Source organism: Flavobacterium silvisoli (assembly GCF_004329815.1).
In the GTDB taxonomy this organism is placed as follows: domain Bacteria; phylum Bacteroidota; class Bacteroidia; order Flavobacteriales; family Flavobacteriaceae; genus Flavobacterium; species Flavobacterium silvisoli.
The window spans coordinates 1-25,316 of record NZ_SJPE01000006.1 but is presented as its reverse complement, the minus strand read 5'-3'; the positions used below and the strand labels follow the sequence as shown (position 1 = coordinate 25,316).

At 38.3% G+C, this 25,316-nt stretch carries 24 protein-coding genes; 13 read left to right on the top strand and 11 right to left on the bottom strand.

The features are described from left to right. Nucleotides 1–113 precede the first annotated feature (113 nt). Both EZL74_RS06400 and EZL74_RS06395 read left to right on the top strand, forming a co-directional pair. Nucleotides 114–578 carry a DUF1573 domain-containing protein gene (locus EZL74_RS06400; protein ID WP_131475777.1) on the top strand — a complete coding sequence of 155 codons (465 nt, stop codon included), beginning with the start codon at nt 114–116 and terminating at the stop codon, nt 576–578. Nucleotides 579–685: 107 nt separating this feature from the next. Further along, nucleotides 686–1,216, top strand: a complete 531-nt coding sequence (locus tag EZL74_RS06395) for an RNA methyltransferase (protein ID WP_131475776.1) — start codon at nt 686–688, stop codon at nt 1,214–1,216. Here EZL74_RS06395 and folK read toward each other — a convergent pair. Then, entirely contained in the window at nt 1,213–2,349 is a 1,137-nt protein-coding gene (gene folK / locus EZL74_RS06390) for a 2-amino-4-hydroxy-6-hydroxymethyldihydropteridine diphosphokinase (RefSeq protein WP_131475775.1), read from the bottom strand. The two genes, EZL74_RS06395 and folK, sit on opposite strands and share 4 nt — an antisense overlap. Before the next feature lie 178 nt (nt 2,350–2,527). Here folK and EZL74_RS06385 point away from each other — a divergent pair, with 178 nt between their 5' ends. After that, entirely contained in the window at nt 2,528–5,122 is a 2,595-nt protein-coding gene (locus EZL74_RS06385) for an AsmA family protein (protein ID WP_131475774.1), read from the top strand. 35 nt (nt 5,123–5,157) lie between these two features. On the opposite strand, the gene EZL74_RS06380 is transcribed toward EZL74_RS06385, so the two are convergent. Further along, nucleotides 5,158–5,952 (bottom strand): DUF2797 domain-containing protein, encoded by a 795-nt coding sequence (locus tag EZL74_RS06380; protein WP_131475899.1) that lies wholly within the window; start codon nt 5,950–5,952, stop codon nt 5,158–5,160. A 96-nt stretch (nt 5,953–6,048) separates the two neighbouring features. Between EZL74_RS06380 and EZL74_RS06375 the strand changes: the two genes are divergently transcribed. Beyond that, nucleotides 6,049–7,575 carry a GH3 auxin-responsive promoter family protein gene (locus EZL74_RS06375; RefSeq protein ID WP_131475773.1) on the top strand — a complete coding sequence of 509 codons (1,527 nt, stop codon included), beginning with the start codon at nt 6,049–6,051 and terminating at the stop codon, nt 7,573–7,575. Between the two features lie 148 nt (nt 7,576–7,723). Then, nucleotides 7,724–8,611: a DMT family transporter gene (locus EZL74_RS06370; RefSeq protein ID WP_131475772.1), complete on the top strand. Its 888-nt coding sequence runs from the start codon at nt 7,724–7,726 to the stop codon at nt 8,609–8,611. A 101-nt stretch (nt 8,612–8,712) separates the two neighbouring features. Here EZL74_RS06370 and clpX read toward each other — a convergent pair whose 3' ends face one another. The 6 genes from clpX to EZL74_RS06340 all read right to left on the bottom strand — a co-directional run bounded on the left by clpX (nt 8,713) and on the right by EZL74_RS06340 (nt 14,246). Next, on the bottom strand, nt 8,713–9,942 hold the full coding sequence (gene clpX / locus EZL74_RS06365) for an ATP-dependent Clp protease ATP-binding subunit ClpX (RefSeq protein ID WP_131475771.1): 1,230 nt from the start codon (nt 9,940–9,942) through the stop codon (nt 8,713–8,715). A 72-nt stretch (nt 9,943–10,014) separates the two neighbouring features. Next, entirely contained in the window at nt 10,015–10,701 is a 687-nt protein-coding gene (clpP, locus tag EZL74_RS06360; RefSeq protein ID WP_131475770.1) for an ATP-dependent Clp endopeptidase proteolytic subunit ClpP, read from the bottom strand. Nucleotides 10,702–10,902: 201 nt separating this feature from the next. Continuing rightward, complete coding sequence (tig, locus tag EZL74_RS06355) at nt 10,903–12,237, bottom strand: trigger factor (RefSeq protein WP_131475769.1); 1,335 nt, start codon at nt 12,235–12,237, stop codon at nt 10,903–10,905. 91 nt (nt 12,238–12,328) lie between these two features. After that, nucleotides 12,329–12,673: a phage holin family protein gene (locus tag EZL74_RS06350; RefSeq protein WP_131475768.1), complete on the bottom strand. Its 345-nt coding sequence runs from the start codon at nt 12,671–12,673 to the stop codon at nt 12,329–12,331. Between the two features lie 7 nt (nt 12,674–12,680). Continuing rightward, on the bottom strand, nt 12,681–13,442 hold the full coding sequence (locus tag EZL74_RS06345; protein WP_131475767.1) for an alpha/beta fold hydrolase: 762 nt from the start codon (nt 13,440–13,442) through the stop codon (nt 12,681–12,683). 90 nt (nt 13,443–13,532) lie between these two features. Continuing rightward, nucleotides 13,533–14,246 carry a pyridoxine 5'-phosphate synthase gene (locus EZL74_RS06340; RefSeq protein ID WP_131475766.1) on the bottom strand — a complete coding sequence of 238 codons (714 nt, stop codon included), beginning with the start codon at nt 14,244–14,246 and terminating at the stop codon, nt 13,533–13,535. A 113-nt stretch (nt 14,247–14,359) separates the two neighbouring features. Here EZL74_RS06340 and EZL74_RS06335 point away from each other — a divergent pair, with 113 nt between their 5' ends. The 8 genes from EZL74_RS06335 to murI all read left to right on the top strand — a co-directional run bounded on the left by EZL74_RS06335 (nt 14,360) and on the right by murI (nt 22,719). Further along, a complete protein-coding gene (locus tag EZL74_RS06335; RefSeq protein ID WP_131475765.1) occupies nt 14,360–15,019 on the top strand; it encodes a CBS domain-containing protein in 660 nt (219 codons plus the stop codon). Between the two features lie 97 nt (nt 15,020–15,116). After that, nucleotides 15,117–15,998: an NAD kinase gene (locus tag EZL74_RS06330; RefSeq protein ID WP_131475764.1), complete on the top strand. Its 882-nt coding sequence runs from the start codon at nt 15,117–15,119 to the stop codon at nt 15,996–15,998. Between the two features lie 164 nt (nt 15,999–16,162). Next, entirely contained in the window at nt 16,163–16,849 is a 687-nt protein-coding gene (gene porG / locus EZL74_RS06325) for a type IX secretion system protein PorG (protein ID WP_131475763.1), read from the top strand. 3 nt (nt 16,850–16,852) lie between these two features. Beyond that, on the top strand, nt 16,853–17,593 hold the full coding sequence (locus EZL74_RS06320) for an isoprenyl transferase (RefSeq protein ID WP_131475762.1): 741 nt from the start codon (nt 16,853–16,855) through the stop codon (nt 17,591–17,593). Continuing rightward, nucleotides 17,526–20,315, top strand: coding sequence for an outer membrane protein assembly factor BamA (bamA, locus tag EZL74_RS06315; protein WP_131475761.1), 2,790 nt, complete (start codon nt 17,526–17,528; stop codon nt 20,313–20,315). The genes EZL74_RS06320 and bamA overlap by 68 nt, the downstream gene beginning before the upstream one ends. Nucleotides 20,316–20,350: 35 nt before the next feature. Then, nucleotides 20,351–21,343 carry an OmpH family outer membrane protein gene (locus EZL74_RS06310; protein WP_131475760.1) on the top strand — a complete coding sequence of 331 codons (993 nt, stop codon included), beginning with the start codon at nt 20,351–20,353 and terminating at the stop codon, nt 21,341–21,343. 29 nt (nt 21,344–21,372) lie between these two features. Then, nucleotides 21,373–21,873 carry an OmpH family outer membrane protein gene (locus tag EZL74_RS06305; protein WP_131475759.1) on the top strand — a complete coding sequence of 167 codons (501 nt, stop codon included), beginning with the start codon at nt 21,373–21,375 and terminating at the stop codon, nt 21,871–21,873. Between the two features lie 66 nt (nt 21,874–21,939). Next, on the top strand, nt 21,940–22,719 hold the full coding sequence (gene murI, locus EZL74_RS06300) for a glutamate racemase (RefSeq protein WP_131475758.1): 780 nt from the start codon (nt 21,940–21,942) through the stop codon (nt 22,717–22,719). A gap of 97 nt (nt 22,720–22,816) precedes the next feature. On the opposite strand, the gene EZL74_RS06295 is transcribed toward murI, so the two are convergent. From EZL74_RS06295 to EZL74_RS06285, 3 genes are all read right to left on the bottom strand, one after another. After that, entirely contained in the window at nt 22,817–23,332 is a 516-nt protein-coding gene (locus EZL74_RS06295) for a gamma carbonic anhydrase family protein (RefSeq protein ID WP_131475757.1), read from the bottom strand. Between the two features lie 38 nt (nt 23,333–23,370). Beyond that, a complete protein-coding gene (locus EZL74_RS06290) occupies nt 23,371–24,369 on the bottom strand; it encodes a PorP/SprF family type IX secretion system membrane protein (protein ID WP_131475756.1) in 999 nt (332 codons plus the stop codon). Between the two features lie 5 nt (nt 24,370–24,374). After that, nucleotides 24,375–25,316, bottom strand: a 942-nt coding sequence (locus EZL74_RS06285; protein ID WP_131475755.1) for a T9SS type B sorting domain-containing protein, incomplete at its 5' end; no start/stop codon positions are given.

The following is a 25,316-nucleotide window of genomic DNA, read 5'->3' as shown; positions in this document are numbered from 1 at the left end:
ATTTTAAGTTGAATAGGTTACTGAAAAAAAATTAATTTAATATTAAGATAAAAAAAATAGCACGTTTTTAATTTTTAGATAGATTTGTCTCAGAAACTTAAAAACTTTTAAAAATGAAAAAAATAATTTTACTAGCTGCCATTACTGTTTTCGGTGTTACAGCTTCAAACGCTCAAGCTAAAAAAGCAGTTAAAAAAGAAGCTGCAAAAGTAGAAACTCCAAAAGTAGAAGGAGCCGGAATGGTTTTTGAAAATGAAACTATCGATTACGGAACCATTCCTCACAACGCTGACGGAAAAAGAGAATTTGTTTTCACCAACAATGGAAACAAACCTTTAGTAATTGAAAGCACTCAAGGTTCATGTGGTTGTACTGTTCCTTCAAAACCGGAAAAACCAATTTTACCAGGAGAAAAAGGAGTGATTGGTGTTAAATATGCAACAGACAGAGTTGGTCAATTTACTAAAACCGTTACTGTAAAATCTAACGCAGCCGGTCAAGAAACTAAAGTTCTTACCATTAAAGGAAATGTTTTACCGGATGCTCCTGCTGACGGAAATGCTCCAACTAAAAGCTAATTAGACTTAGTTATAAATTCTAAAAGGTCCCGATTATTCGGGACTTTTTTTTTGAATATATTTGCTCCCGAATCTCATCAATGGAATTGAACAAAATAAAACCTGTTATGCGCAAGCTGGAAAATAAAGAACTCGAAAGAAAATCAGTAGCCGATTTCAAGGAAGCCCCAAAAACGCCGTTAATCATCGTGTTGGATGATATTCGGAGTTTACACAACATCGGTTCGGTTTTCAGAACAGCTGATGCTTTTTTAATCGAAAAAATTTACCTCTGCGGCATCACAGCTGTACCACCCAATAAAGAAATTCACAAAACCGCACTAGGCGCCACCGAAACTGTGGCCTGGGAGTACCAACAGGATGTACTGAGCGTGATTGAAAAATTAAAAAAAGAGCAGGTTGCTGTTTTTGCCGTTGAACAAGTTGAAAACGCAGTCTTTCTTCAGGATTTTAAAGTTGTCAGCGATAAGAAATACGCTTTGGTCTTCGGAAATGAGGTATATGGTGTTTCTCAGAAAGCTGTGGCCTTGTGCGATGGCGCTGTCGAAATCCCACAATTGGGAACAAAGCATTCGTTAAACATTTCAGTAAGCGCAGGTATTGTAGTTTGGGATTTGTTTCAAAAAATGAAATACTAATTTGAGATTTTAGCTTTGATTTCTTCTAAAACAAAAACATAATCGTCCTGATTATTCAAAAAATCTCTATTGGTGACATCAATAATTAATACATTCAAATTTTGTTGCGATTTGATGTAATCTAAATACCCGTTGTTGATTTTCTCTAAATATTCTGCCGGAATTTCCTGTTCGTAACTTCTTCCTCTTGTCTTGATGTTGCTCAAAAGACGCTCGGTATTTTGATACAAATAAATATACAAATCAGGTTTTGGCATTTCTTTGTAAATGATATCAAACATCGTTTTATACAGGCGGTATTCGTCTTCTGCCAAAGTTACTTTGGCAAAAATCAGTGATTTAAAAATATGATAATCGGCAACAATAAAATCCTTAAACAAATCAAACTGAGCTAAATCATCCGAAATCTGTTGGTACCTGTCTGCCAAAAAAGACATTTCTAACGGAAAGGCGTACCGACTCTGATCTTCATAAAACTTCGGCAAAAACGGATTGTCTGCAAAACGTTCCAAAACCGTTTTGGCGTTAAAATCTTCGGCTAATTTATTGGCTAAAGTTGTTTTTCCTGCCCCAATATTTCCTTCGATGGCTATATAATTAAAATGGTCCAGTTTGATTCTGGAAATGGGTGCTTCAAGATTCTGGACTACTTTACAATTGCTTTTGTCTTCGGAAAGCACGAGTAGTTCGTGTAAATATTTTTGCAGAATAGGATGGCGCCAGTCCAAATTCAAATCGCGCATCGGCAGTAACACAAACAGTCGGTTTTGCATTTCAGGATGAGGAACCTGCAATTTCTCGGAAGCTATAATTTCTTCATCAAAAGCAATCACGTCTATATCTATAATCCTGGGCTGGTATCCTGCTGAATTTTCACGAACTCTTCCCAAAGCTTCCTCGAGGAGCAATACTTCTTCTAAAATCTGATGGGCAGATTTGTGTGTATTCATAATCACAGCACAGTTGTAAAAAGGAGCGCTTTCAAAACCCCAAGACGGTGTTTCATATAGCTTGGAAACCCGAATAACAGTTCCTATTTCCCGATGCAAACTATCAATGCATCGCTCAATGTTTTCGAGACGATTGCCTTGGTTTGTGCCTAATGATAAAATGACTTGATGCTGCTTATTCATGGAAGCACAAATTAACTAAAACTATTTCAGAATAAAGACAAAAACCGACGGACTGTTAATAACAATTTCTCAACAGTCACTGTTTAACAAAATCATAAAAGTTCTTTAAATAGTTAACATTTTGTAGGCAAAAGACATTACTTTTGTTATGTTGAAGCGTAACTAAATCCATCACACCATGTTAAAGAAAATCTTAAAAATAGTTGGAATCGTTTTATTATTATTGGTGATTTCGGCCTTTGCCATTCCTTATTTCTTCAAGGATCAAATCAAAGCCAAGATTCTTACCGCCATCAATGAAAAAGTAGATGCTAAAGTAGCTTTTACAGACGCTGATTTGAGTTTATTCAAAAACTTTCCTCATGCCAGTGTAACGGTTGAAAAGCTCTCGATAATCAATAAAGCACCGTTTGAAGGAGATACTTTAGTGGCTTTTGACGAATTAAACCTTAAAATGTCAGTCAAAGAATTGTTTAAAGGTGACAACGAACCTATGAATATTGATGGTATTTCGTCAAAAAACGGTTTGATTAACATCATCTTCAACAAAGATGGTGTGGGTAATTTTGACATCGCTTTGAAAGACAATGGACCTGAAGACAGCAGCAAAAACAAACCGCTTTCGCTAAAAATAAAAGAATACTCGGTAGCGAATTTTAAATTCAAATACTACGATGAAAAATCTAAAATCAAAATGGTCATCGATAGTATAAACCATGAAGGAACCGGCGATTTTGCTTCATCAAAATTGGATTTGGCCACAAAATCAACCGCCAAAGTTTCACTCGACATGGACAAAGTAAACTACATGAATCAGGTAGCTATTTCATTGGATGCGGTTTTGGGAATTGATTTGGATAAAAGCAAGTATACCTTCAAACAGAATAAAGCGAAAATCAACGAATTGCCGCTGGAGTTTGATGGTTTCATCCAAATGGTCGATGCCGGACAACAGTACGATTTGACCTTTAAAACGCCTACCTCTTCTTTCAAAAACTTCTTAGGCTTGATTCCTGCCAAATATTCGAGCAACCTGAAAGACGTAAAAACCAGCGGTGATTTCACCGTAGGTGGTTTTGCCAAAGGATTGTTTTCAGATACTTCGGTACCCAAATTCAATATCGAAATTGCTTCCAACAACGCTTCATTTCAATATCCAAACTTACCCAAATCGGTTCAAAAAATTGTTATTGATACTAAAATCATCAACGAAACCGGTGTAATGAATGATACATATGTCAACTTAGACCAACTATCGTTTCAAATCGATCAGGATGTATTTAATGCCAAAGCCAACATCAAGAATGTCGCAGAAAACGCTTTGGTTAACGCCGTTTTAAAAGGAACTGTAAATTTAGCTAACGTGACCAAGGCCTATCCGGTGAAGCTTGACAAACCTTTAACCGGAATTCTGAAGGCCGATGTTACCACTGAATTCGACATGCAATCGGTAGAAAAAAGCGACTATGCCCGAATTAAAAATGCCGGAACGATTGACCTCACCGGTTTTAACTACACCGATGAAAACGGAAAAACCATGAAAATCAGCAAAGCCTTGGTTGCATTTGACCCAAGCAAGGTCAATCTGAAACAGTTCAATGCTACCACCGGAAAAAGCGATTTGGCGGTGACCGGATTTTTGGAAAATTTCTATGGCTTCGTATTTAAAAATCAGGAACTGAAAGGAAACTTCACTCTTAATTCGAACCAATTGGCCGTAAACGATTTCTTGACTACTGAAACAACAGCCAAAAAGGAAACCAAAGCCAGCGAACCAATGAAGATTCCGGCGTTTCTGAATTGTACTCTGACAGCCAAAGCTAATACTGTTTTGTATGACAATTTAACGCTAAAAGACGTAGCGGGCAAAATCATCATTAAAGACCAAAAAGTAACCATAGAAAACGGAAAAACTAACATCTTCGGCGGTTCTATTGCCTTTAATGGGGATGTTTCGACTAAAGAAAAAATCTCAAAGTTCAACATGGATTTAGGATTGAACAGCGTTGACATAGCACAAACATTTACCCAATTGGACATGATGAAAAAAATTGCCCCTATTGCCGGAGTGATCAACGGGAAACTAAATTCAAAAATTAAAGTTTCGGGGAATTTGAAAGACAAAGAAATGACTCCTGATTTAAACAGTTTGTCGGGTGATTTATTAGGTCAGTTGCTTTCTACCACCGTAAATTCGAGTAATTCTACACTCTTGTCTGCTTTGGATGACAAGCTGAATTTTATTGATTTGAAAAAACTAAACCTCAACGACTTAAAAGCAGCCTTAACGTTTAAAGACGGAAAAGTGAACTTGAAACCGTTAGATTTAAAATACCAGGACATCAAAGTAAACTTAGGAGGTACCCACGGATTTGACCAAACCATGAATTATTCGATGAAATTGGATGTTCCGGCTAAATATTTAGGAACCGAAGCCAATGCTCTGCTTGCCAAACTATCTCCGGCAGATGCCAAAAAAGTAGAAAATGTTCCTATAAATGCGATGCTCACCGGTAATTTCACCAACCCTAAAATCACTACCGATCTCAAACAAGCCACTTCCAATTTGGTAACCTCTCTGGTTAAACAACAAAAAGAGAAGCTGATTCAGCAAGGTACTTCGGCATTGGGAAATATTATTAACAATAACACCAAGCCAAAAGACACGACAAAAACCGAAACAAAACCGGATGTAAAAACACAGGCCAAAGACTTATTGAAAGGTTTATTCAATAAACCGAAACCAACCTCTACGACCAATACAACAAAATAAAAAAGAAACCCTTTCTGATGAGAAAGGGTTTTTATTTAGATGTTTATTTTTACGACATAGCCTTCAAAAGTACGGACATTGAAAACCGTCCCGTCTTCAAACATCAGATATTGACCTTTAACGCCCGTAAGCCTGCCCGAAAAATTAGGTGATTTATCCAGATTCAAACTATTCACTTTTCGAGGAAACTGCAACACCGGATAATGGAGATTATACAAATCCTCTTTTTCGGGATGATAAAACTCCTGAACTTCTTTTGGTATTAAATACTTGAGACTTGCTTTTTCTTTGAGCAAATCAACCTGAGGCACTTCATTTTTAAGCATTTTTTGCCAATTGGTTTTATCAGCATAATGGCTCTTTAAAGCCACTTCGGTAATTCCTGCCAAATAACGATTAGGAACCTCAACGATTGGAACAGCCTGTACGGCACCTTGATCTATCCAACGGGTTGGCACCTGAGTTTTCCGGGTTACACCAACTTTTACTTCACTTGAAAGAGCAAGATATACTATATGAGGTTGCAACTGTACTTTTTTTTCGTACTCCAAATCTCGGTCTTCTATATCGAGGTGTGCGGTGCTTAGTTCGGGTTTCATGATCCAATCGCCGGCCGCTGCACTGCTCATTAAACAATCATAACAAAATCCCTGACGGAAAATTTTTTTCTTTTTACCGCAGTTCAGGCATTGATAACCCTGAAAACTGATTTCTAAAGATTTGTCCAACAGCTGGTTTAAACTCAAAAAACTATTTTCAAATACCAAATAATACTGAATCGGATTGGAAAATTCGGTTTGCATTTTGGTTAACACCCCTTGGTAAGTCATCATTATTTGGGAATTAAGATTCAGGAATTAGGAATAATTCTTATTTTAGCGTAAAGTTATAAATCCTAAATCGTATTTCCTAAATCCACAATCAAAATGCCGTTTCCAATCATCAATTCTATCGCTTCCTGGGTTTTGAAACAACGTATACACCAAATTGAGTTGTTTTTAAAATACCCTCATGAAGTGCAGGAAGAACTGATGATGAATTTGATTCGTTCAGCCGAAGGAACCGTCATTGGACAGAAATACGACTTTGAAAGCATCAAATCATATCAGACATTTTCGGAAAGAATACCGGTTTCTTCCTATGAAGATTTGGAACCCATGATTGAACTGACCCGAAAAGGGGCACAAAACGTTTTTTGGAATACCCCCATCAAATGGTTTGCTAAATCCAGCGGCACGACCAATGCCAAAAGTAAATTCATCCCGGTAAGCAACGAAGCCCTTGAAGATTGTCATTACAAGGGCAGTAAAGATTTGTTGTGCATGTACCTCAACAACAACGAAAACTCCGAAATGTTTTTGGGCAAAAGTTTACGCTTGGGAGGCAGTTCTCAAATTTATGAAAACAACAATACCTATTTCGGTGATTTATCTGCCATACTGATTGAAAACATGCCTATTTGGGCCGAATTCAGCAGTACGCCCAGCAGTAAAATATCCTTGATGAGCGAGTGGGAAGCCAAGCTAACCGCCATCATTAACGAAACCAAAACCGAAAACGTAACCAGTTTTGCCGGTGTCCCTTCGTGGATGCTTGTTTTACTGAACCGCATCATGACCGAAACCGGAAAAGAAAACCTGTTCGAGTTGTGGCCCAACTTAGAAGTTTATTTCCACGGCGGTGTGAGTTTTGAACCCTACAGGGAACAGTACCAAAAGATTTTGCCTCAAAATAATTTCAAATATTACGAAATTTACAATGCTTCGGAAGGTTTTTTTGCTATACAGGATTTAAACTATTCCAATGATCTGTTGTTGATGTTGGACTACGGAATTTTCTACGAGTTCATTCCGATGGATACTTTTGGTACACCCAACCAAAAAATTGTTCGACTGGCCGATGTGGAATTGTTTAAAAATTATGCCGTAGTGATTACGACCAATTCGGGACTATGGCGTTATTTGATTGGCGATACCGTTCGATTTACTTCTTTAAACCCTTACCGCATCCGGGTTTCGGGCAGAACCAAACATCACATTAATGTTTTTGGCGAAGAATTGATGGTGGAAAATACAGATATGGCTTTGGCCAAAACTTGTTCGGTATTAAACTGTGAAGTCACCGACTATACCGTGGCTCCTATTTTTATGAAAAACCGCGAAAAAGGAGCTCATGAATGGATGATTGAATTCAAAAAGCATCCGGAAGATGTAACTTTATTCCAAAAGACTTTGGATGAAAATTTACAGGCACTCAATTCGGATTACGAGGCCAAACGTTACAACAACATGACATTAAACCCTTTAAAAGTGAATGTAGCGAGAGAGAATTTATTTTACGATTGGCTCAAAGAAAACAACAAATTAGGCGGTCAGCATAAAATACCACGCCTTTCCAACCAAAGGGATTATTTGGAACAATTGAAAAACATGCAAATTGGTGTAAACCGATAATATGAAAAAACTCCTCATCATACTACTATTCCTCGGACTCTTATCCTCTTGCGGACCACACCGAATGAAATGCGGCCCCGGAAGACGCTGTTTAGTAGAACCCCCAAAACCTATCATTCATCTACACTTTACTTAATCTGCTTCTTTTTTGAAATCAAAAATATACCTCTCCCTTTTTTGTGTTGCGTTCTTTTGGGGCACCACATTTTTGGGCATCCGCATTGGCGTTGAAACTATTCCGCCTTTTATCTTGGCCGGCATCCGAAATTTAATTTCGGGCTTTATCATATTGGGTTATTTAATTTATCAGAAGAGACTGGAACCTATCAATCCAGGGCAGTTCATGAGGGCTTTTGTTTTATCGGTGATGATGATTGTTTTGGCAAACGGACTAACCACTTATGCCGAAAAATTCATCAGCAGCGGTTTGGCTTCATTGATTTCAACTTTATCTCCATTCTTTATTTTGCTGTTGAATCTGTTGCTGGGATATGAAAAAATATCTCTCAAAACTGTAATTGGAATTGCGTTGGGAATGTTGGGTATTTTCCTGATTTACCAGAGCAGTTTGACAGATTTATTAAATCCGGACTATCGCATGGGAGTGTTTGCCATACTGGTAGCCGTTTTGATGTGGGCTATAGGAACCATTATCACGAAAAAAGGCAGTGTCAATTCGTTATCTATGTTGATGAGTGTCAGCGTACAGATGATTATTGCCGGTATCATTTTGACGATAACTCAGTTTGCTTTAACTCCCGATGTTTCGGTGACAAGCTGGAGCACGCGGAGCATACTTGCTATGATTTATTTGGCGTTGTTTGGTTCGGTGGTGGGATTTGTGGCCTACAGTTATCTGATATCACAACTGCCGTCGACTAAAGTTTCTGTGCTTTCTTATATCAATGTGATTGTGGCTTTGTTCTTGGGCTGGCTTGTTTTGGACGAAACCATTACTGCAAGAATAATTTTGGCCGCAGCTCTTATTATCAGTGGAGTTGTTATTGTAAATTATAAAAAAATGAGGCAGCATTAATTTGTAGCCAAAAGCGTTGAAAACTTAACTTCATTTGATTTTTCAAAATAAAAAAGGGGCTTGTAAATACTACGAACCCCTTTATTTTTGTTTTATTATTTTTATGAAGCTAACTCCAATCGTTTTAATAAATTTTTGGTCAAAGCATCATGAGTATAATCTAAATCGATGCGCAATTCTTTTTCGTCAGAACTTGGCAAATCATACATGGCATCGGTCAATATGGCTTCGCACAAAGAACGCAATCCACGGGCACCCAATTTGTATTCTAATGCTTTATCTACTATATAATCTAAAGCTTCGTTGGTAATTGAAAACTTAACCCCATCCATACCGAACAATTTTTCATATTGCTTGATTAAAGCATTTTTAGGCTCGGTTAAAATGGCTCTGAGAGTTTCTTTATCCAACGGATCCATGTGGGTCAATACCGGTAAACGGCCAATGATTTCGGGAATCAATCCAAAATCTTTAATGTCTTTCGGAATCACATACTGCAACAAATTATTTTTGTCAATACCTTCCGCATTTTTAGAAGTGGAATATCCTATAGCCTGACGATTCAAACGTTTTGAAATGATTCGTTCAATTCCGTCAAAAGCACCACCGGCTATAAACAAAATGTCTTTGGTGTTGACTTCTACAAATTTTTGGTCGGGGTGTTTTCTGCCTCCTTTTGGCGGTACGTTTACCATAGTTCCTTCCAACAATTTTAATAAAGCCTGCTGCACACCTTCCCCTGAAACATCTCTGGTGATAGACGGATTATCGCTTTTGCGGGCAATTTTATCAATTTCATCAATAAACACTATACCTCTTTCCGCTTTGGCTACGTCATAATCAGCAGCTTGCAGCAAACGGGTTAAAATGCTTTCCACATCTTCACCCACATAACCCGCTTCAGTTAGTACCGTAGCATCAACGATGGCTAAGGGAACGTCTAACATTTTAGCAATGGTTTTGGCTACTAATGTTTTTCCGGTTCCGGTTTGTCCTACCATTATGATGTTGGACTTTTCAATTTCCACATCTTCTTCGTGTTGCAGCTGCATTAATCGTTTGTAGTGATTGTATACCGCTACCGACATTACTTTCTTGGTTTGATCCTGTCCGATAACGTATTGATCAAGGAAGGCTCTGATTTCTTTAGGCTTTTTCAGCACTAAATCAACCGATTGTTTTACCGCATTTCCTTTTAACTCTTCCATTACAATGCCATGTGCCTGTTCAATACAACGGTCACAGACATGTGCATTAATTCCGGCAATCAACAGATTGGTTTCCGGTTTTTTTCTTCCACAAAAGGAACATTCTAAAACTTGTTTTGCCATTTTTATCAGTTAGCAGAAGGCAGATTTGAGAAGGCAGACTGATTTCTGCGTTCCAAATTCTGCTATCTAAATTTATCTTCTTAACACTTCGTCAATCATTCCGTACTCTTTGGCTTCGTCGGCAATCATCCAGTAATCGCGTTCAGAATCCTGATATACTTTTTCTTTAGGTTGCCCTGAGTGATGGGAAATGATTTGATACAATTCGTCTTTTAGTTTCAACATTTCTTTCAAGTTGATTTCCATATCGGTGGCCACCCCTTGTGCACCTCCTGAAGGCTGGTGAATCATTACTCTTGAATGTGGCAGAGCCGAACGTTTACCGGGTGCACCGGCACACAACAACACTGCTCCCATTGAAGCTGCCATTCCGGTACAGATGGTGGCTACGTCGGGACGGATGTACTGCATGGTGTCATAAATTCCCAAACCGGCGTACACACTGCCTCCCGGAGAGTTGATGTAGATTTGGATATCTTTAGAAGCGTCAACGCTTTCTAAAAACAATAATTGGGCTTGTATGATATTGGCCATGTAATCGTCAACTCCGGTTCCCATGAAGATGATTCTGTCCATCATTAAACGCGAAAACACGTCGAGTTGTGAGATGTTTAATTGGCGTTCTTCGATAATGTAAGGGGTCATACTGCTTACTATTTTATCGTAGTACATACTGTTTACGCCGTGTTTTTTGGTGGCAAACTTTTTAAATTGCTTCGCCAGTTCGAGCGTAGCTCTTGGGTCTTTTCCGTAGTCCATATAAATGAATTATAAATGGTGAATTATAAGTTGTTTTTTCTTAGTCAAAGGTTGTGCCTTTTTTTAAAGATGACATCCTGTCGTGCGTGGCTGCCCTAGCCCGGATAGGAGCTAGCTACCGTGTAGCGCGGATAGCCGGAAAAGCTTCTAAATAAAAAAGCGCCAAATTACTTTGACGCTCAAATATAGTAAAATATATGATTAGTGTTTTAATTCACCATACATTGCTTTGATGAACTCATCGTAGCTTACTTCTTTTGCTTTGGCTTTTACTTTGTCTTTGAACAAATTCAGCATTTTTTCGTTCATCAGTTGTTCTGACAAGCGACGCACTTCGTCTTGGTTTGACATGACGCGTGCCACGATTCCCTGAACATCCTCATCGGTTGGGTTCATTTGCCCAAACTGTGCCATTTGTTTTTTGATAAGCTCGGTGGTGTAAGCTTTTAAATCTTCGAAGGTGATTTGTAAATTGTTTTCGGTGATGATTTTACCTTCTATCAATTGGAAACGCAAACCGTTTTCTGACTTGGCGTACTCTGCTTCAGCTTCTTCGGCAGTCATTGGATTTTCGCCGGCAGACTGTATCCATTTTTTCAAGAACTCAGCCGGTAAATCGAACTTAGTGTTGGCGATTAAGAACTCGGTCACATCGTTAAAGAATTTTTGGTCGGCTTGTTGTGCGAATTGCTTTTCGGCGTCCTCTTTGATTTTAGCTTTTAGTTCCGCTACGGAAGTAACCACTTTTGGTCCGAACAATTTGTCGAATAATTCCTGATCCAAAGTAGCCAATTCGTGTCCTACTACTTCATCAATAGTAAAAGTTACTTCGATATCCAATCCGTGAACATCATCGTGACCAACGGCTAAGAAATCCATCAGTTTGTGGTCGTCGTCAAACAATCCTTTGGTTTTTAGAGTAATTACATCGCCTACTTTTTTACCCATAAAGGCTTTGGCTGTTTTTTTATCTTTGAAAACGTCTAACGACAACGTGGTTCTGTTGTTGATTCCTTTTTCTTCGTTAGCAAAAACTCCTGAAACATCATTTCCTTCTTCAACCGTATCTTTGGCGATTAGTTTTCCGTATTGTTTTTGGATGCGGGCCACTTGCTCGTCTAACATTTTATCATCGGCAACGATGGCGTATTTTACCAAATTGTTTTTGGCCGTCAAATCGACCGTGAATTCAGGTGCTAACCCTAATTCGAATTCAAATTTATAATCTTCTACATCCCAATTGAAATCTTCGGTTACTTTAGGTAGCGGATTTCCAAGGATGTCTAATTTTTCTTCTACTAAATAGTTATTCAAGTTGTCTTGTAACAATTTGTTTACTTCGTCCAACAATACTGCTTTACCGTATTGTTTTTGGATTAAACTCATCGGCACTGCTCCTTTTCTAAATCCCGGGATAGTAGCATTTTTTCTGTAATCTGCTAAAACTTTCTCTACTTTTTCTGCGTAATCCGATTTTGATACTTCTACAGTAACCACTGCATTTAATGCGTCTACATTATTTCTTGTGATGTTCATTTCTTGTGTTTTTTACATACTAAAATTGGGTTGCAAAATTATAACATTTATACAACCCAACCAAGTTTTTATTTTATTGATTTTGAAAGTATTATTTCGACTCTCCTGTGATTTGGTAAACTAATGATTGCGAAAGCGATAAAATGATGCTAAAGAGCATGGCTGTCCAAAATGAATTGATGCGGAAACCGTCTATGAAATAATCACAAAGTTCAATAATAACCGCATTGATTACCAGCAAAAATAAGCCTAAAGTAAAAAACGTAACCGGCAATGTAAACAGGACTAAAACAGGTTTCACAAAGAAGTTCAGCAAAGCCAAAGCTATAGCCACGGTAAGGGCTGTGGTAAATTCGTCAACCACCACTCCTTTCATAAGGTAAGCGATAGCCATAACCAAGAGCGCTGTGATTAGTATTCGGATAAGTATTTTCATAATTGTTTTATTTTAAAAAGGAAATGGTTTCTTCAAAAAAGGCTTTAGGGTTTTCGGCATGCAGCCAATGACCTACATTGGGAATGGTTGCTAGGGTAAAATTAGGAAACTGTTTTTGTATCTCGGGCAAATCTGCATCTAAAATGTATTTCGAATTGCCACCACGGATGAACATGGTGGGTTTGTCAAAACGATTTTCCTCGGGCAATTTTTCTCCGATGGTTTCTATTTTGGCATTAAATACCGGAAGGTTAAATCGGAAAGCCAGCTGACCCGGCTCTACCCAATAGAGATTCTTCATCAAAAATTGACGGGTACCAAAATCCGGAATGAAAGGATACAAGGTTTCTTCTACTTCATTTCGGCTCGGTTTGGCAGCAAAATCAACGGCATTCAATCCGGCCAATATATCCTGATGGTGAGGCGCATAATATTTCGGACCAATATCGGCAACGATTAATTTTTCAACCAACTCGGGGTGAGTGGTAGCAAAAAGCATCGCAACCTTACCTCCCATCGAATGGCCTATAAGCGCAATATCTCTTAAATTGTGGGATTGACAATACTCTAACAGGTCATCAGCCATCACCGCGTAATTGAAATCCTCGGAATGAAAACTTCTGCCATGGTTGCGCAAATCGAGCAGGTGCACCTGAAAACCTTCGGCAGCGTAAAGTGATCCGAAGGATTTCCAATTGTCACTCATCCCCAAAAATCCGTGGATTATAACAAGCGGTTTACCTTCGCCTTCTATTCTGGAATACAACATAGAGTTTTTTTTGATTTTTGATTGCAGATTTTTGATTGCAGAATGGATTTAAAATTCTTAAATCATCATTCGCTAATCACAAATCCCATATCATTTTAGTTTTTGCAAATACATATTAACGACATTGTCCAAGCCGAGATACAAGGCTTCAGAAATCAAGGCATGACCAATAGAAACTTCCAACAAACCGGGGATGTTTTCTTTAAAAAATCTGATATTATCCAAACTCAAATCGTGTCCGGCATTAATTCCTAATTCTAATTCATTGGCTAAAACGGCAGCTTTTACATAAGGCTCGATACCGGCTTTATTGCCCAAACTGTATTGATGAGCGAATGCTTCGGTATACAATTCAATTCGGTCGGTTCCCGTTTTTTTGGCACCTTCAATCATTTCCAAAACCGGATCAACAAAAATAGACGTTCGGATTCCGTTTCTTTTGAATTCGGCAATTACTTCAACTAAATAATCCTGAAATTTAACTGTGTCCCAACCGGCGGAAGAAGTAATAGCGCCAATCGCATCGGGCACTAAGGTGACCTGAGTGGGTTTGCATTCCAGAACCAAATCGATAAAGTTGTGTTGCGGATTGCCCTCGATGTTGAATTCGGTATAGACAACCGATTTTAAATCACGTGCATCCTGATAACGAATGTGCCTTTCATCGGGTCTGGGGTGAATGGTGATGCCATGTGCGCCAAATTTCTGAATGTCGCGGGCTACCTGCAGCAAATCGGGCACATTTCCGCCTCGGGCATTTCGCAATGTGGCTATTTTATTGATGTTTACGCTTAATTTTGTCATATCATTTTTGATAAAATCTTCTTTTAAAAATTTGATTACAAAAATACAAAGTTAAACTAAGTGGGCATGTCCTAAATTTTGATTATTTTGCAGTCGCTAAAAGAAAAGAATACATGAGATTACTTTCCGATTACATCAACAATGATTTTAAGCCTTTTTCGACTACTGAATCAGTAGCAGCCATTCAGGATTTTTTTGCCGAAAGTACTTTTTCCCACTTCCCGGTATTAGACCAAGAGGTATTTGTAGGCTGTGTGTCGGCAGTTGACGCAGAAACATTCGAATTTCAGAAAAACATAACCGATTATCGCTATGCCTTGGAAGGTTTTTTTGTGAGGGACACCATGATTTGGTTGGATGTTTTAGAAGTTTTTGCCCGCAACAATGCTAATTTGGTTCCTATTTTAGATGAAGCCAACAAATACATCGGTTATTATGAAATCACAGATGTCATCAAGTTCCTGAACGAGACTCCTTTTTTGAAAGAAACCGGAGGTATCATTGTGGTAGAAAAACCGGCCGCCGATTATTCAATGAGCCAAATTACACAAATTGTAGAGAGCAACAACGGGAAATTATTGGGGGTTTTTGTATCCGAAGCCAACACCGAAAAAGTACAAGTCACCATAAAAATCACTTTGGGTGCAATGAACGAAATCATTCAAACATTTCGCCGTTACAACTACGAAATTGTTTCAGAACACCATGAAGACAATTATTTAAACAGCCTAAAAGAGCGTTCGGAATATTTAGACAAATACCTTAATATGTAAATGAAGACGTCGGTTGACAGAACTCAAAAATTGGGATTCTGAAATCTGACCCGAGGCGAATCCCTTGTTGGGCACGCTGCAAAAAAATACAACCATCATGAAAATTGCCATCTTCGGTCAATATTACCAAAACGACACCCGCCCGATTATCAGAGATATTTTTGTTTTCTTCAACAGAAATAATGTCGAATTGGTCATTGAAGAAAAATTTCTGAAGATACTGTATGAAGAAAAAATTGTTGAACGCGAATACAAGACCTTCGCTGCTCATACCGATTTAGACAAAAGTTTTGATATTCTCATCAGCATTGGAGGTGATGGAACCATCTTGAGAGCCACAACATTTGTCCGCGATTCGGGTATTCCTATTTTGGGCGTAAATGCCGGAAGATTAGGATTTTTAGCCAAAGTGCAAAAAGACAACATAGAGTCTTTTCTGCAAAAAGTACTGGAAAAAAAATACACTATTTCGGAAAGAACCCTATTGACCACCGAATGCAGTTCGGCAGAATCAAAAATCGATATTAATTTTGCCATGAACGAAGTGTCTATCAGCCGAAAAGACACCACTTCGATGATTACCATCGAAACCTATCTGAATGATGAATATCTGAATTCTTATTGGGCTGACGGATTAATCATTTCTACCCCAACAGGCTCAACCGGCTACTCAATGAGTTGCGGCGGACCGATCCTGACTCCCGAAGTAAAAGTACTTTTGATTACGCCTATTGCGCCTCATAATCTCACGGCCCGTCCGTTAGTGATTCCTGACAACACCGAAATAAAACTAAAAGTTTCGGGCAGAGAAGAACAACACCTGATTTCTTTGGATTCGAGAATTACCTACATCAGCAACCATTCGGAATTGAAAATTAAAAAAACGCCATTTAACATCAACATGGTAGAAATTCCCGAAGAAACGTTCCTAAAAACCCTTCGCAACAAACTCCTTTGGGGAGAAGACAAGAGAAATTAGAAAAAAACATTTCAAATTATACTACAATTCCAAAAAATTCGTTTTAGAATATAATCTGTTCAAAGAGGTATAATTACCGGCACGTTATTTTATTTAGCAGAAATCCTGATTTCATGTTATATAAGTACTGAGAATTATTATATTTGCACGCTATTTTCTATTTGATGAAAAAGGTTTTAGTTTTATTTTTTTGTTTGATTTTCCATACTATTTCGAATGCCCAAATACATGAAATCGGGGTATTCCTGGGAGGCAGTAATTACATTGGAGATGTGGGTAAAACCAACTATATTTCTCCCAACGAATTAGCCTTCGGAATTTTATACAAATGGAACAAAAGCCCTAGACATTCCTGGAGGTTTTCGTACACACAAACCAATATTTCGGGAAATGATTTAGACTCTGAAATTCCCGGCAGGTATTTGAGAGGATATAAATTCAAAAACAGCATCAAAGAATTTTCAGCCGGGTTGGAATTTAATTTTTTTGATTTCAATCTGCATGAAGTATTAAAAAGGAAGCTAACCCCCTACGTTTACTCGGGTGTTTCCTATTTTATTTACGATGAATTGTATGTAATTGGTGGTGACACCAGAAAAGATTATACCTCGAGTAAAGTTGCCATTCCGATGACCGTTGGGATTAAAACCAACATTTTGGAAAACTTTATTCTAGGACTCGAAGTGGGCGCCCGCTATACATTCACTGATAATTTGGATGGAAGTTTGCCCAAAAATGAAAATTTAAAACCCTTGCAATTTGGCAATGTAAACAGCAAAGATTGGTATGTCTTTACCGGGTTTACCTTAACGTATACTTTTGGAGACAAACCGTGCTATTGTGCCGATTAAAAAATGAAATTACTCGATACTATAAATAAAGATAACTTACCCAAACACCTAGCCATTATTATGGATGGCAACGGAAGGTGGGCAAAACAAAAAGGGCTCTTAAGAGCCTTTGGTCATGAAAACGGCACCAAATCGGTTAGAGTAACTGTAGAAGCCTGTGCCAAATTAGGTATCGAGAACCTTACGCTATATGCTTTTTCTACTGAAAACTGGAAACGCCCAAAATTAGAAGTCGACACACTGATGAAGTTGTTGATTTCGTCGTTAAAAAATGAACTGGAAACACTTCAAAAAAACAACATACGGTTGAACTGTATCGGTACTATTGATTTGCTTCCTGCCAAAGCAAAAACAGAGCTTTTGGCCGTGATGGAAAAGACCAAAAACAACAGCAGAATGACCCTTACTCTGGCTTTGAGCTATGGCTCGAGAGAAGAATTGTTAAATGCTGTTAAAATCATAAGCAATAAAGTTAAAAATAATATAATTTCGATAGACTCCCTTGATGAATCAATTATTAATCAGCATCTTTACACGCACAATTTACCCGATGTAGATTTAGTGATCCGAACCAGTGGCGAACACCGAATCAGCAACTTTTTGTTGTGGCAGATAGCCTATGCAGAATTTTATTTTACGGATGTATTGTGGCCTGATTTTAAAGAAGACGATTTATATGAAGCCATCATCAGCTATCAAAAAAGAGAACGAAGATTTGGAAAGACAAGTGAACAAATTAAATAAAACTTCAGTGCAATTAAACCCTTTAAAAATACTTCTGAGCATTGTATTATTTGGAAGTATTTTTCAGTTACAAGCCCAAGACAGAATTCCGTTTGATCAAGGTAGAAAATACATTTTAGCCGATGTTAAGGTGAATGGCAAAATCAGCTACAATCAACAAACGGTTGTCACTTTTGCCGGTTTGGAAAAAGGGCAGCAAATCACCGTTCCGGGAGAAGAAATCAGCAACGCCATCAAGAAATTAGGGAAACTTGGCTTATTCAGTGATATTGATTTTTACGTAAATAAAACCGAAGGTGACAGTATATGGCTTGACCTTGACATAGCCGAATTACCAAAGCTGAAAGAAGTAAAATTCAAAGGTGTCAAAAAATCAAAAACAGAAGGTTTAATAAAAGACAACAGCCTGACCAAGGGAAAAATTGTCAATGAAAACCTGATTACTACTACCCGAAACTACATTGAAAACAAATACAAAAAAGAAGGGTATTTCAAAACCAAAGTATACATCACCACCGTTGCTGACACTACCGAAGGTAATCAGGTAAACATGTTGGTGAATATTGACAAAGGAGATAAACTGAAGATTTCAAAAATCAGTTTTGAGGGCAATGAAAAATTCTCAGATGCCAAACTCAGAAAGGCAATGAAGAATACCAAGCAAATCAATCCGATTCGTATTTTCAAAAAATCAAAATTCATCAAAGACAAGTACAAAGAAGATTTGAACAGCATCATCGAAAAGTACAAAGAAAAAGGATATCGAGATGCCCGTATTATTGATGATTCGGTTGCTTTAAATGCCAAAAAAACCAAACTGGCGATCAATGTAAAAGTTGAAGAAGGACACAAATACTACTTCGGAAACATTAAATTCCTTGGAAATTCGGTTTATTCCGATCAGATGCTGAGTCGAATTTTAGGGATTAAAAAAGGAGATACTTATAACGGAGTATTGTTGGAAAAAAGAATTGCCGACAAAACCAAACCGGATGCAGACGACCTGACCAATCTTTATCAAAATAACGGATATTTATTTTCTAACATCAATGCAGTAGAGGTAAAAACAGCCAATGACACTATTGATTTTGAAATCAGAGTTACCGAAGGACCTATTGCGTATTTCAATAACATTACCGTTGTCGGAAATGATAAAACCAACGACCGTGTTATCTACCGTGAGTTGAGAACACAGCCGGGACAAAAATACAGCAAAGAAGACTTGGTAAGAACCATTCGCGAAATTGGCCAGTTAGGTTTCTTTGACCCCGAGGCTATCGATCCGAAATTCAAAAACGTAGATCCGGCAGCAGGTACTGTTGACATTGAATATCACGTTGTAGAGAAAGGTTCCAGTCAAATTGAATTGCAAGGCGGTTACGGCGGCGGCGGATTTATCGGAACCTTAGGATTGTCTTTTAATAATTTCTCAGCCCGAAATCTGTTTAAAAAAGAAGCTTACAAACCACTACCTATGGGGGATGGTCAAAAAGTAGCTTTGCGTTTACAAGCCAGTTCGTATTTCCAAACATACAGTTTATCGTTTTCTGAACCTTGGCTTGGTGGTAAAAAGCCTATTAGCTTTTCATCGTCCATATCGCACAGTAAACAGTTTTTATATTCCGGAAGCTCAAGTAATGTAGACCGAAGCAAAAGCTTTAACATCACCTCTCTTTCGGTTGGTATAGCCAAGAGATTAACCATACCTGATGACTATTTTGTATTCTCCAGTTCGGTTTCTTTCCAATATTACGACCTCCACAATTACAATACGGGATTGTTTACTTTTGGTAATGGTGCTTCAAGAAACTTAGCTTACACACTGGGCATTAGCAGAAACAACAAAGGAGTCAATCCGATTTTCCCTACTTACGGATCAGAATTCAGTTTAACCGCCAAGTTTACTTTACCTTATTCGGCGTTTAACGGAATTGATTACGGCAACTTAAAAAACCTACCGGAATACAAACAAAGATATACCGGTACTACAACCACTTTCGGAATTGATAATGTAGCCATCAATAACGGTGATTTTATCAGAACTACCACCATAAATGACCAGAGCGGGAATCCGGTTACGGGGATAGTACACGTAGATGATGCCGATTATTTACAAGCCGATACCAACCGTGGAAAAGTAGATCAGGAAAAATTCAAATGGTTGGAGTACTACAAAATAAAATTCAAGGCCGACTGGTATACCAAAATTGCAGGTCCCCCTTCGAAAGCATTAGTTTTAAGATCACTGGCCGAATTTGGATATTTAGGCGCTTACAACTCCTCAAGAGGAACCAGCGTTACTGATCCTGATAAGGGAGTTGTACCATTTGAACGATTCTTTTTAGGAGGAGATGGTTTAGCAAACTTTTCACTTGACGGACGCGAGGTAATTCAGCTAAGAGGATATCCAAACCAATCCTTATCACGTCAGGATGGAGATCCGATTTACAACAAATTCTCGTTAGAATTAAGATACCCGTTAACCTTAAAAGCAGCAGCTTCTATTTATGCGTTGACTTTCTTAGAAGCCGGTGCCTCATACGACAGCTTCAAAAATTACAACCCGTTCGTATTGCAACGTTCAGCCGGATTTGGCATCAGAATCTTTATGCCGGCCTTTGGATTACTCGGAATTGACTTTGCGCATGGCTTTGATGCGATACCGGGTTATACACAAAAGAATGGTTGGGAAACACATTTTATAATTGGTCAACAATTTTAATTATATTTGGTACCATATTTCTAAATCATAATCGTATGAAAAAATATTTTGCAATATCACTTCTTCTTTTATCCTTAGGATTTAAAGCCAATGCCCAATCAAGAGGGATAAAAATAGGCTACATTGACATGGAATATATTCTGCAAAATGTGCCCGATTATGCTGAAGCTAAAAATCAGTTAGAACAAAAAGCTCAGAAGTGGAAGCAGGATATTGAAGCCAAAAAAGTTGAAATTGCAAAATTAAAAGATGCTTTAAAAACAGAAAGAGCCCTACTTACCAAAGAACTTATAGACGAACGCGAAGAAGAGATCAAGTTTCAGGAAGACGAACTATTAGATTTTCAACAGAAAAAATTCGGACCTGACGGAGATTTGATTACTCAAAAAGCCGTATTAGTTAAACCCATTCAAGATCAGGTTTTTACAGCTGTTCAGGATATTGCAGAAGTTAGAAAATACGATTTCATATTTGATAAATCTTCTGATTTAACCATGTTATTTGCAGCCAAAAGACACGACATCAGCGACCAAGTAGTAAGAGCCATTACAAGAGCTGAAAAAAGAGAGCAACTGAGCAAAAAACAATTAAAAGAACAAGAGAAAAAAGAATACCAAGAGGATGTTGAAGATGAAAATCCAACATTAGCAGCCCGCAGAAAGGCTTTGGATGAAAAAAAAGCAGCGCGTGAAAAATTGATTGCTGACAGAAAAGCGGCAGCCGAACAAAAGAAAGCCGATCAAGAAGCCAAAAGAAAGACTTTGCTTGACGAGAAAGCAGCCAAAAAAACTGGCACGGTTCCTGATAGTGATAAAACGTCCGAAGAAAAAACAACCACTTCTGATGATAAAAAAACCGGAGAAGCTACCTCGGAAGAAAACACTAAAGAAGACAAAGCTGCGGCAAGAGCCAAACTATTGGAAGACAGAAAAAAAGCAGCAGAAGAAAGAAGAAAAAAAATAATTGAAGACCGAGAAGCTGCCAAAAAAGCAAAAGAAGAAAAAAGCAACTCTCAAAAAACAGAATAAAATAATAATTAATTAATACTTTTAAAACAATGAAACGATTGAAATCATTACTAATAGCTACTGTATTGCTTTTGGGAACAAGCCACACCATCAATGCTCAGGCTAAAACGGCACATGTAGACGTAAATGAATTAATTTCTAAAATGCCGGCGATGTTGGATGCTCAAAAACAATTAGAAAAATTAAGCGCTACATATGATGCCGAATACAAAACCATGGCGGAAGAGTATCAAAATAAAATTAAGAAATACGACCAGGAAGCTTCAACAGTAACTGATGCCGTAAACCAAACTCGTCAAACTGAAGTTCAGGATTTAGTAAAACGTATCACAGACTACAGAGACAACGCTCAAAAAGAATTACAAAAGAAAGAAGCTGATTTGGTAAAACCATTAATGGATAAAATAAAAGCTTCAATCGCTAAAGTAGGAAAAGCTAAAGGATACCAATACGTATTGAACGTGGCTGATTTACTTTTAGCTGATGGACCAGACTTAACAGCTGACGTTAAAAAAGATTTAGGATTTTAATCCAATTGAAGAAAGACCATACAAAACTGCTCAACGACTTGAGCAGTTTTTTTTTATTTTTGTTTTATGATAAACAACAATCCCATCGGTCTTTTTGATTCAGGCATCGGAGGCACCTCCATTTGGTCTGCTATACACGAATTACTTCCCAATGAAGACACTATATACTTGGCCGACAGTAAAAATGCTCCTTACGGTCAAAAATCAAAAGAAGAAATCATAGAACTCAGTATCAAAAACACCGAGTTTTTACTCGATCAGGATTGTAAAATTATAGTAGTCGCCTGCAATACCGCCACTACTAATGCCATTAAAGAATTGCGCGCCAAATACGACATCCCGTTCATCGGCATCGAACCGGCCATAAAACCGGCGGCCATCCACTCACAAAAACATGTCATCGGAATTTTGGCCACACAAGGAACTTTAAACAGCGAACTTTTTCATCAAACCGCCGAGAAATTTCAAGACACTAAAATCATCGAACAAATTGGCCACGGATTGGTGCCTTTGATAGAAAACGGAGCCCTATATTCGCCCGAAATGGACAAACTGCTCCATGCCTATCTTGAGCCCATGATAGCCGCTAATATCGACTATTTGGTGCTAGGCTGCAGCCACTACCCCTATCTCATCCCTCAAATTAAAAAAATACTGCCAAAAGACATCAAAATCATCGATTCAGGAGAAGCCGTTGCCCGACAAACCAAAAATGTATTACAAGAAAAAGTAGGCCTGCACAGCGAAAATCATTTGGCAAAAACCGTATTTTATACCAATTCAAACCCAAAAGTGCTGAGTGAAATTTTAGAAAACAAGTATCCGGTAACTGTAAAGGATTTTTAAGAGCCAAACATCAGGAGCTTTTTGTACCATTTACCCGCTGTCCGCGCTACACGGTAGCCACTCCCATCGGGGCTAATATCCAAACTGAAGGCTTCTTTTATACGTCTTTAAACCAACCCGAATACATAACATAGTTATCCGAAATGCGGGCAATCTCACCGGCAAAATCAGATTGGTCAATCGTTTTAACTTTTCGGGCAGGCACCCCGGCATAAATACTCCCCGATTCAACAACCGTGTTCTGAGTAACAACAGAACCGGCAGCAACAATAGAGTTGCTTTCAATAACACAATTGTCCATTACTATCGCTCCCATGCCAATCAGCACATTGTCGTGTACTTTACAGCCGTGAACAATGGCATTGTGTCCAATGGAAACGTTGTTACCTATCTCCGTAGGATGCTTTTGATAAGTACAGTGAATAACTGCTCCGTCTTGTATGTTTACTTTATTACCTATTTTGATATAATGTACATCACCCCGAATAACAGCATTAAACCATACACTGCATTGCGAACCAAAAACAACATCACCAACTATGGTTGCATTTTCAGCCACAAAACAATCCTTAGGTATTTGCGGAGACTTTCCGTTTACAGATTTTAGTACCATAAAAAAATTGTCCCGATTCATCGGGACAAGTATTTGAATTAATTAATAGCAGGACAATTACAGTGGTATTTTTCCGGTTTACAGAATAAATTAATACCAAGCGTTATCTGATGAAAACCACCTTTATCAAAGTTAACATTTCCTAACAAATACGAGTAGGTGTAAGCAAACATGTAATTTTTAAAGTTAACCCCTAATATAGGAGTAACGTACTGCAGCTTTTGATCAGCAACCGAGTTCCCTTCCACATACTGAGCACCGTCTAAACTTCTTCGATAAGACAATCCTCCCCACAACTTACCAAACTCTAATTCTTTGTAAGCTTTTAAATTTAAGTCAACAGTCTTCTCTTGTGTTTGTGTCACTAATTGAAACATAACTGATGGCTCCCACAATATGGCATCCGGATCTCCAAAAGTATAACCGGCACTAAGAATCGCTCGTCTTAAATTAACAGGCTCTCTGTCAGAGTATAACTTTCTGTCGCTGGCCAAAGCATTTTTAACAGTGAAATGAAGGTAAAAATCAAGAAAATTATAAGATGCCCCTATATCAACATTGAAGTAAGAAGCCTTTTGGATAGAACCAAAAACATTGGGATCATAAGTTGGATCGTTTGTATAAAAAGTACTTTCATCCAGATTACTTTGTACAAAACCGGCACTCATACCAAACGACAATTGATTTAAATCAACATTATCACGAGAAAACATAATGTGGTGCGCATAAGTCAATTTCAAACCGGTTTGAGAGTGATAACCATTTTTATCATTAAAAACAATAATTCCAGCTCCGGAACGCTCCCCTACCGCACCGTTCATACTAATAGTTTGTAATGCAGGAGCATCCTGTTGACCAAACCACTGTTGTCTGGCAGTAAGTCTAAGCTTAGCACAATTGGCTGCACCCGCCATAGAAGGGTGGAGTAAATAGTAATTATCAGACAGATAATCGGAATAAACCGGTAACCCCTCTTGTGAGTATGAAAATTGAGCTACTATTAGAACTGCGAATAAATAAAATTTTTTAAAATTCATTTTAACTATCTTTTTAATGAGAAATGGGCTTTAAATTGTTTGGCTGTTGCTTGTTCAAAATAATCTACTGTAAACCAATAATCATCGGCTGGCAACAACTGACCGTTGAAAGTTCCGTCCCAACCATCACCTTTCGAGCTGATTTGTTTAAGTAGTTTTCCATAGCGGTCAAATATATAAATTTTTGCGTTACCCTGAAAACCTAATCCGCTTATATTCCAATGATCGTGATACCCATCGCCATTCGGAGTGAAATAATGTGGGTAATCAATCGTCTGGATGTCTTTAATCATCTCCACGCCACATGAATATCCGTTAGGGTCTCTTACATCCCATACATAAACTGTGTGTTCGCCTAATGAAACATTCTCAAAGATTGGACTGCTTTGTCTCGGACCGTCATCCAAACTGTATTCATACACCCCATAACCGTCATTGGTAATGGTGATGATTTGGTTTTGTGAAAAAGCATTGGTCACCGTTGCGGTAATATTAGCCGCCGGACCTGATTTAACCACATCAAAGGTTGATAAAGCCGTAATGTCTGATTTACATCCCTGTGGCGATAAACTAACAGCCTGTACCGTATACACCACATGGGTATCGGTAAGAGCCATACTGTTTACGGCCAGTGTTGAGGATGTCTCACCCGGTAATACCGAATTGTTAGCCGTCCAGATAAAAGTATAGCCCGGTGCCGTAATACCGCTGTTCAAAATCAAACCATTGGTGACCGCCGTAGTGTTCCATCTCACACAGGCTATGTTACTGCCCGTATTGCTGGTAATTACCGGCTCAGCCAGTTTCTCAACTATCACTTCAAACGAGTCTAATGCATAACAGCCCGTTAGGGTATTCTCAACTCGTACCCAGTAGAAGCCGGTTTGTACTTCATACGTATCTAAATTGGTTAGTGCACTGCCTGAGTTACCCGCTTCAGCATCCGC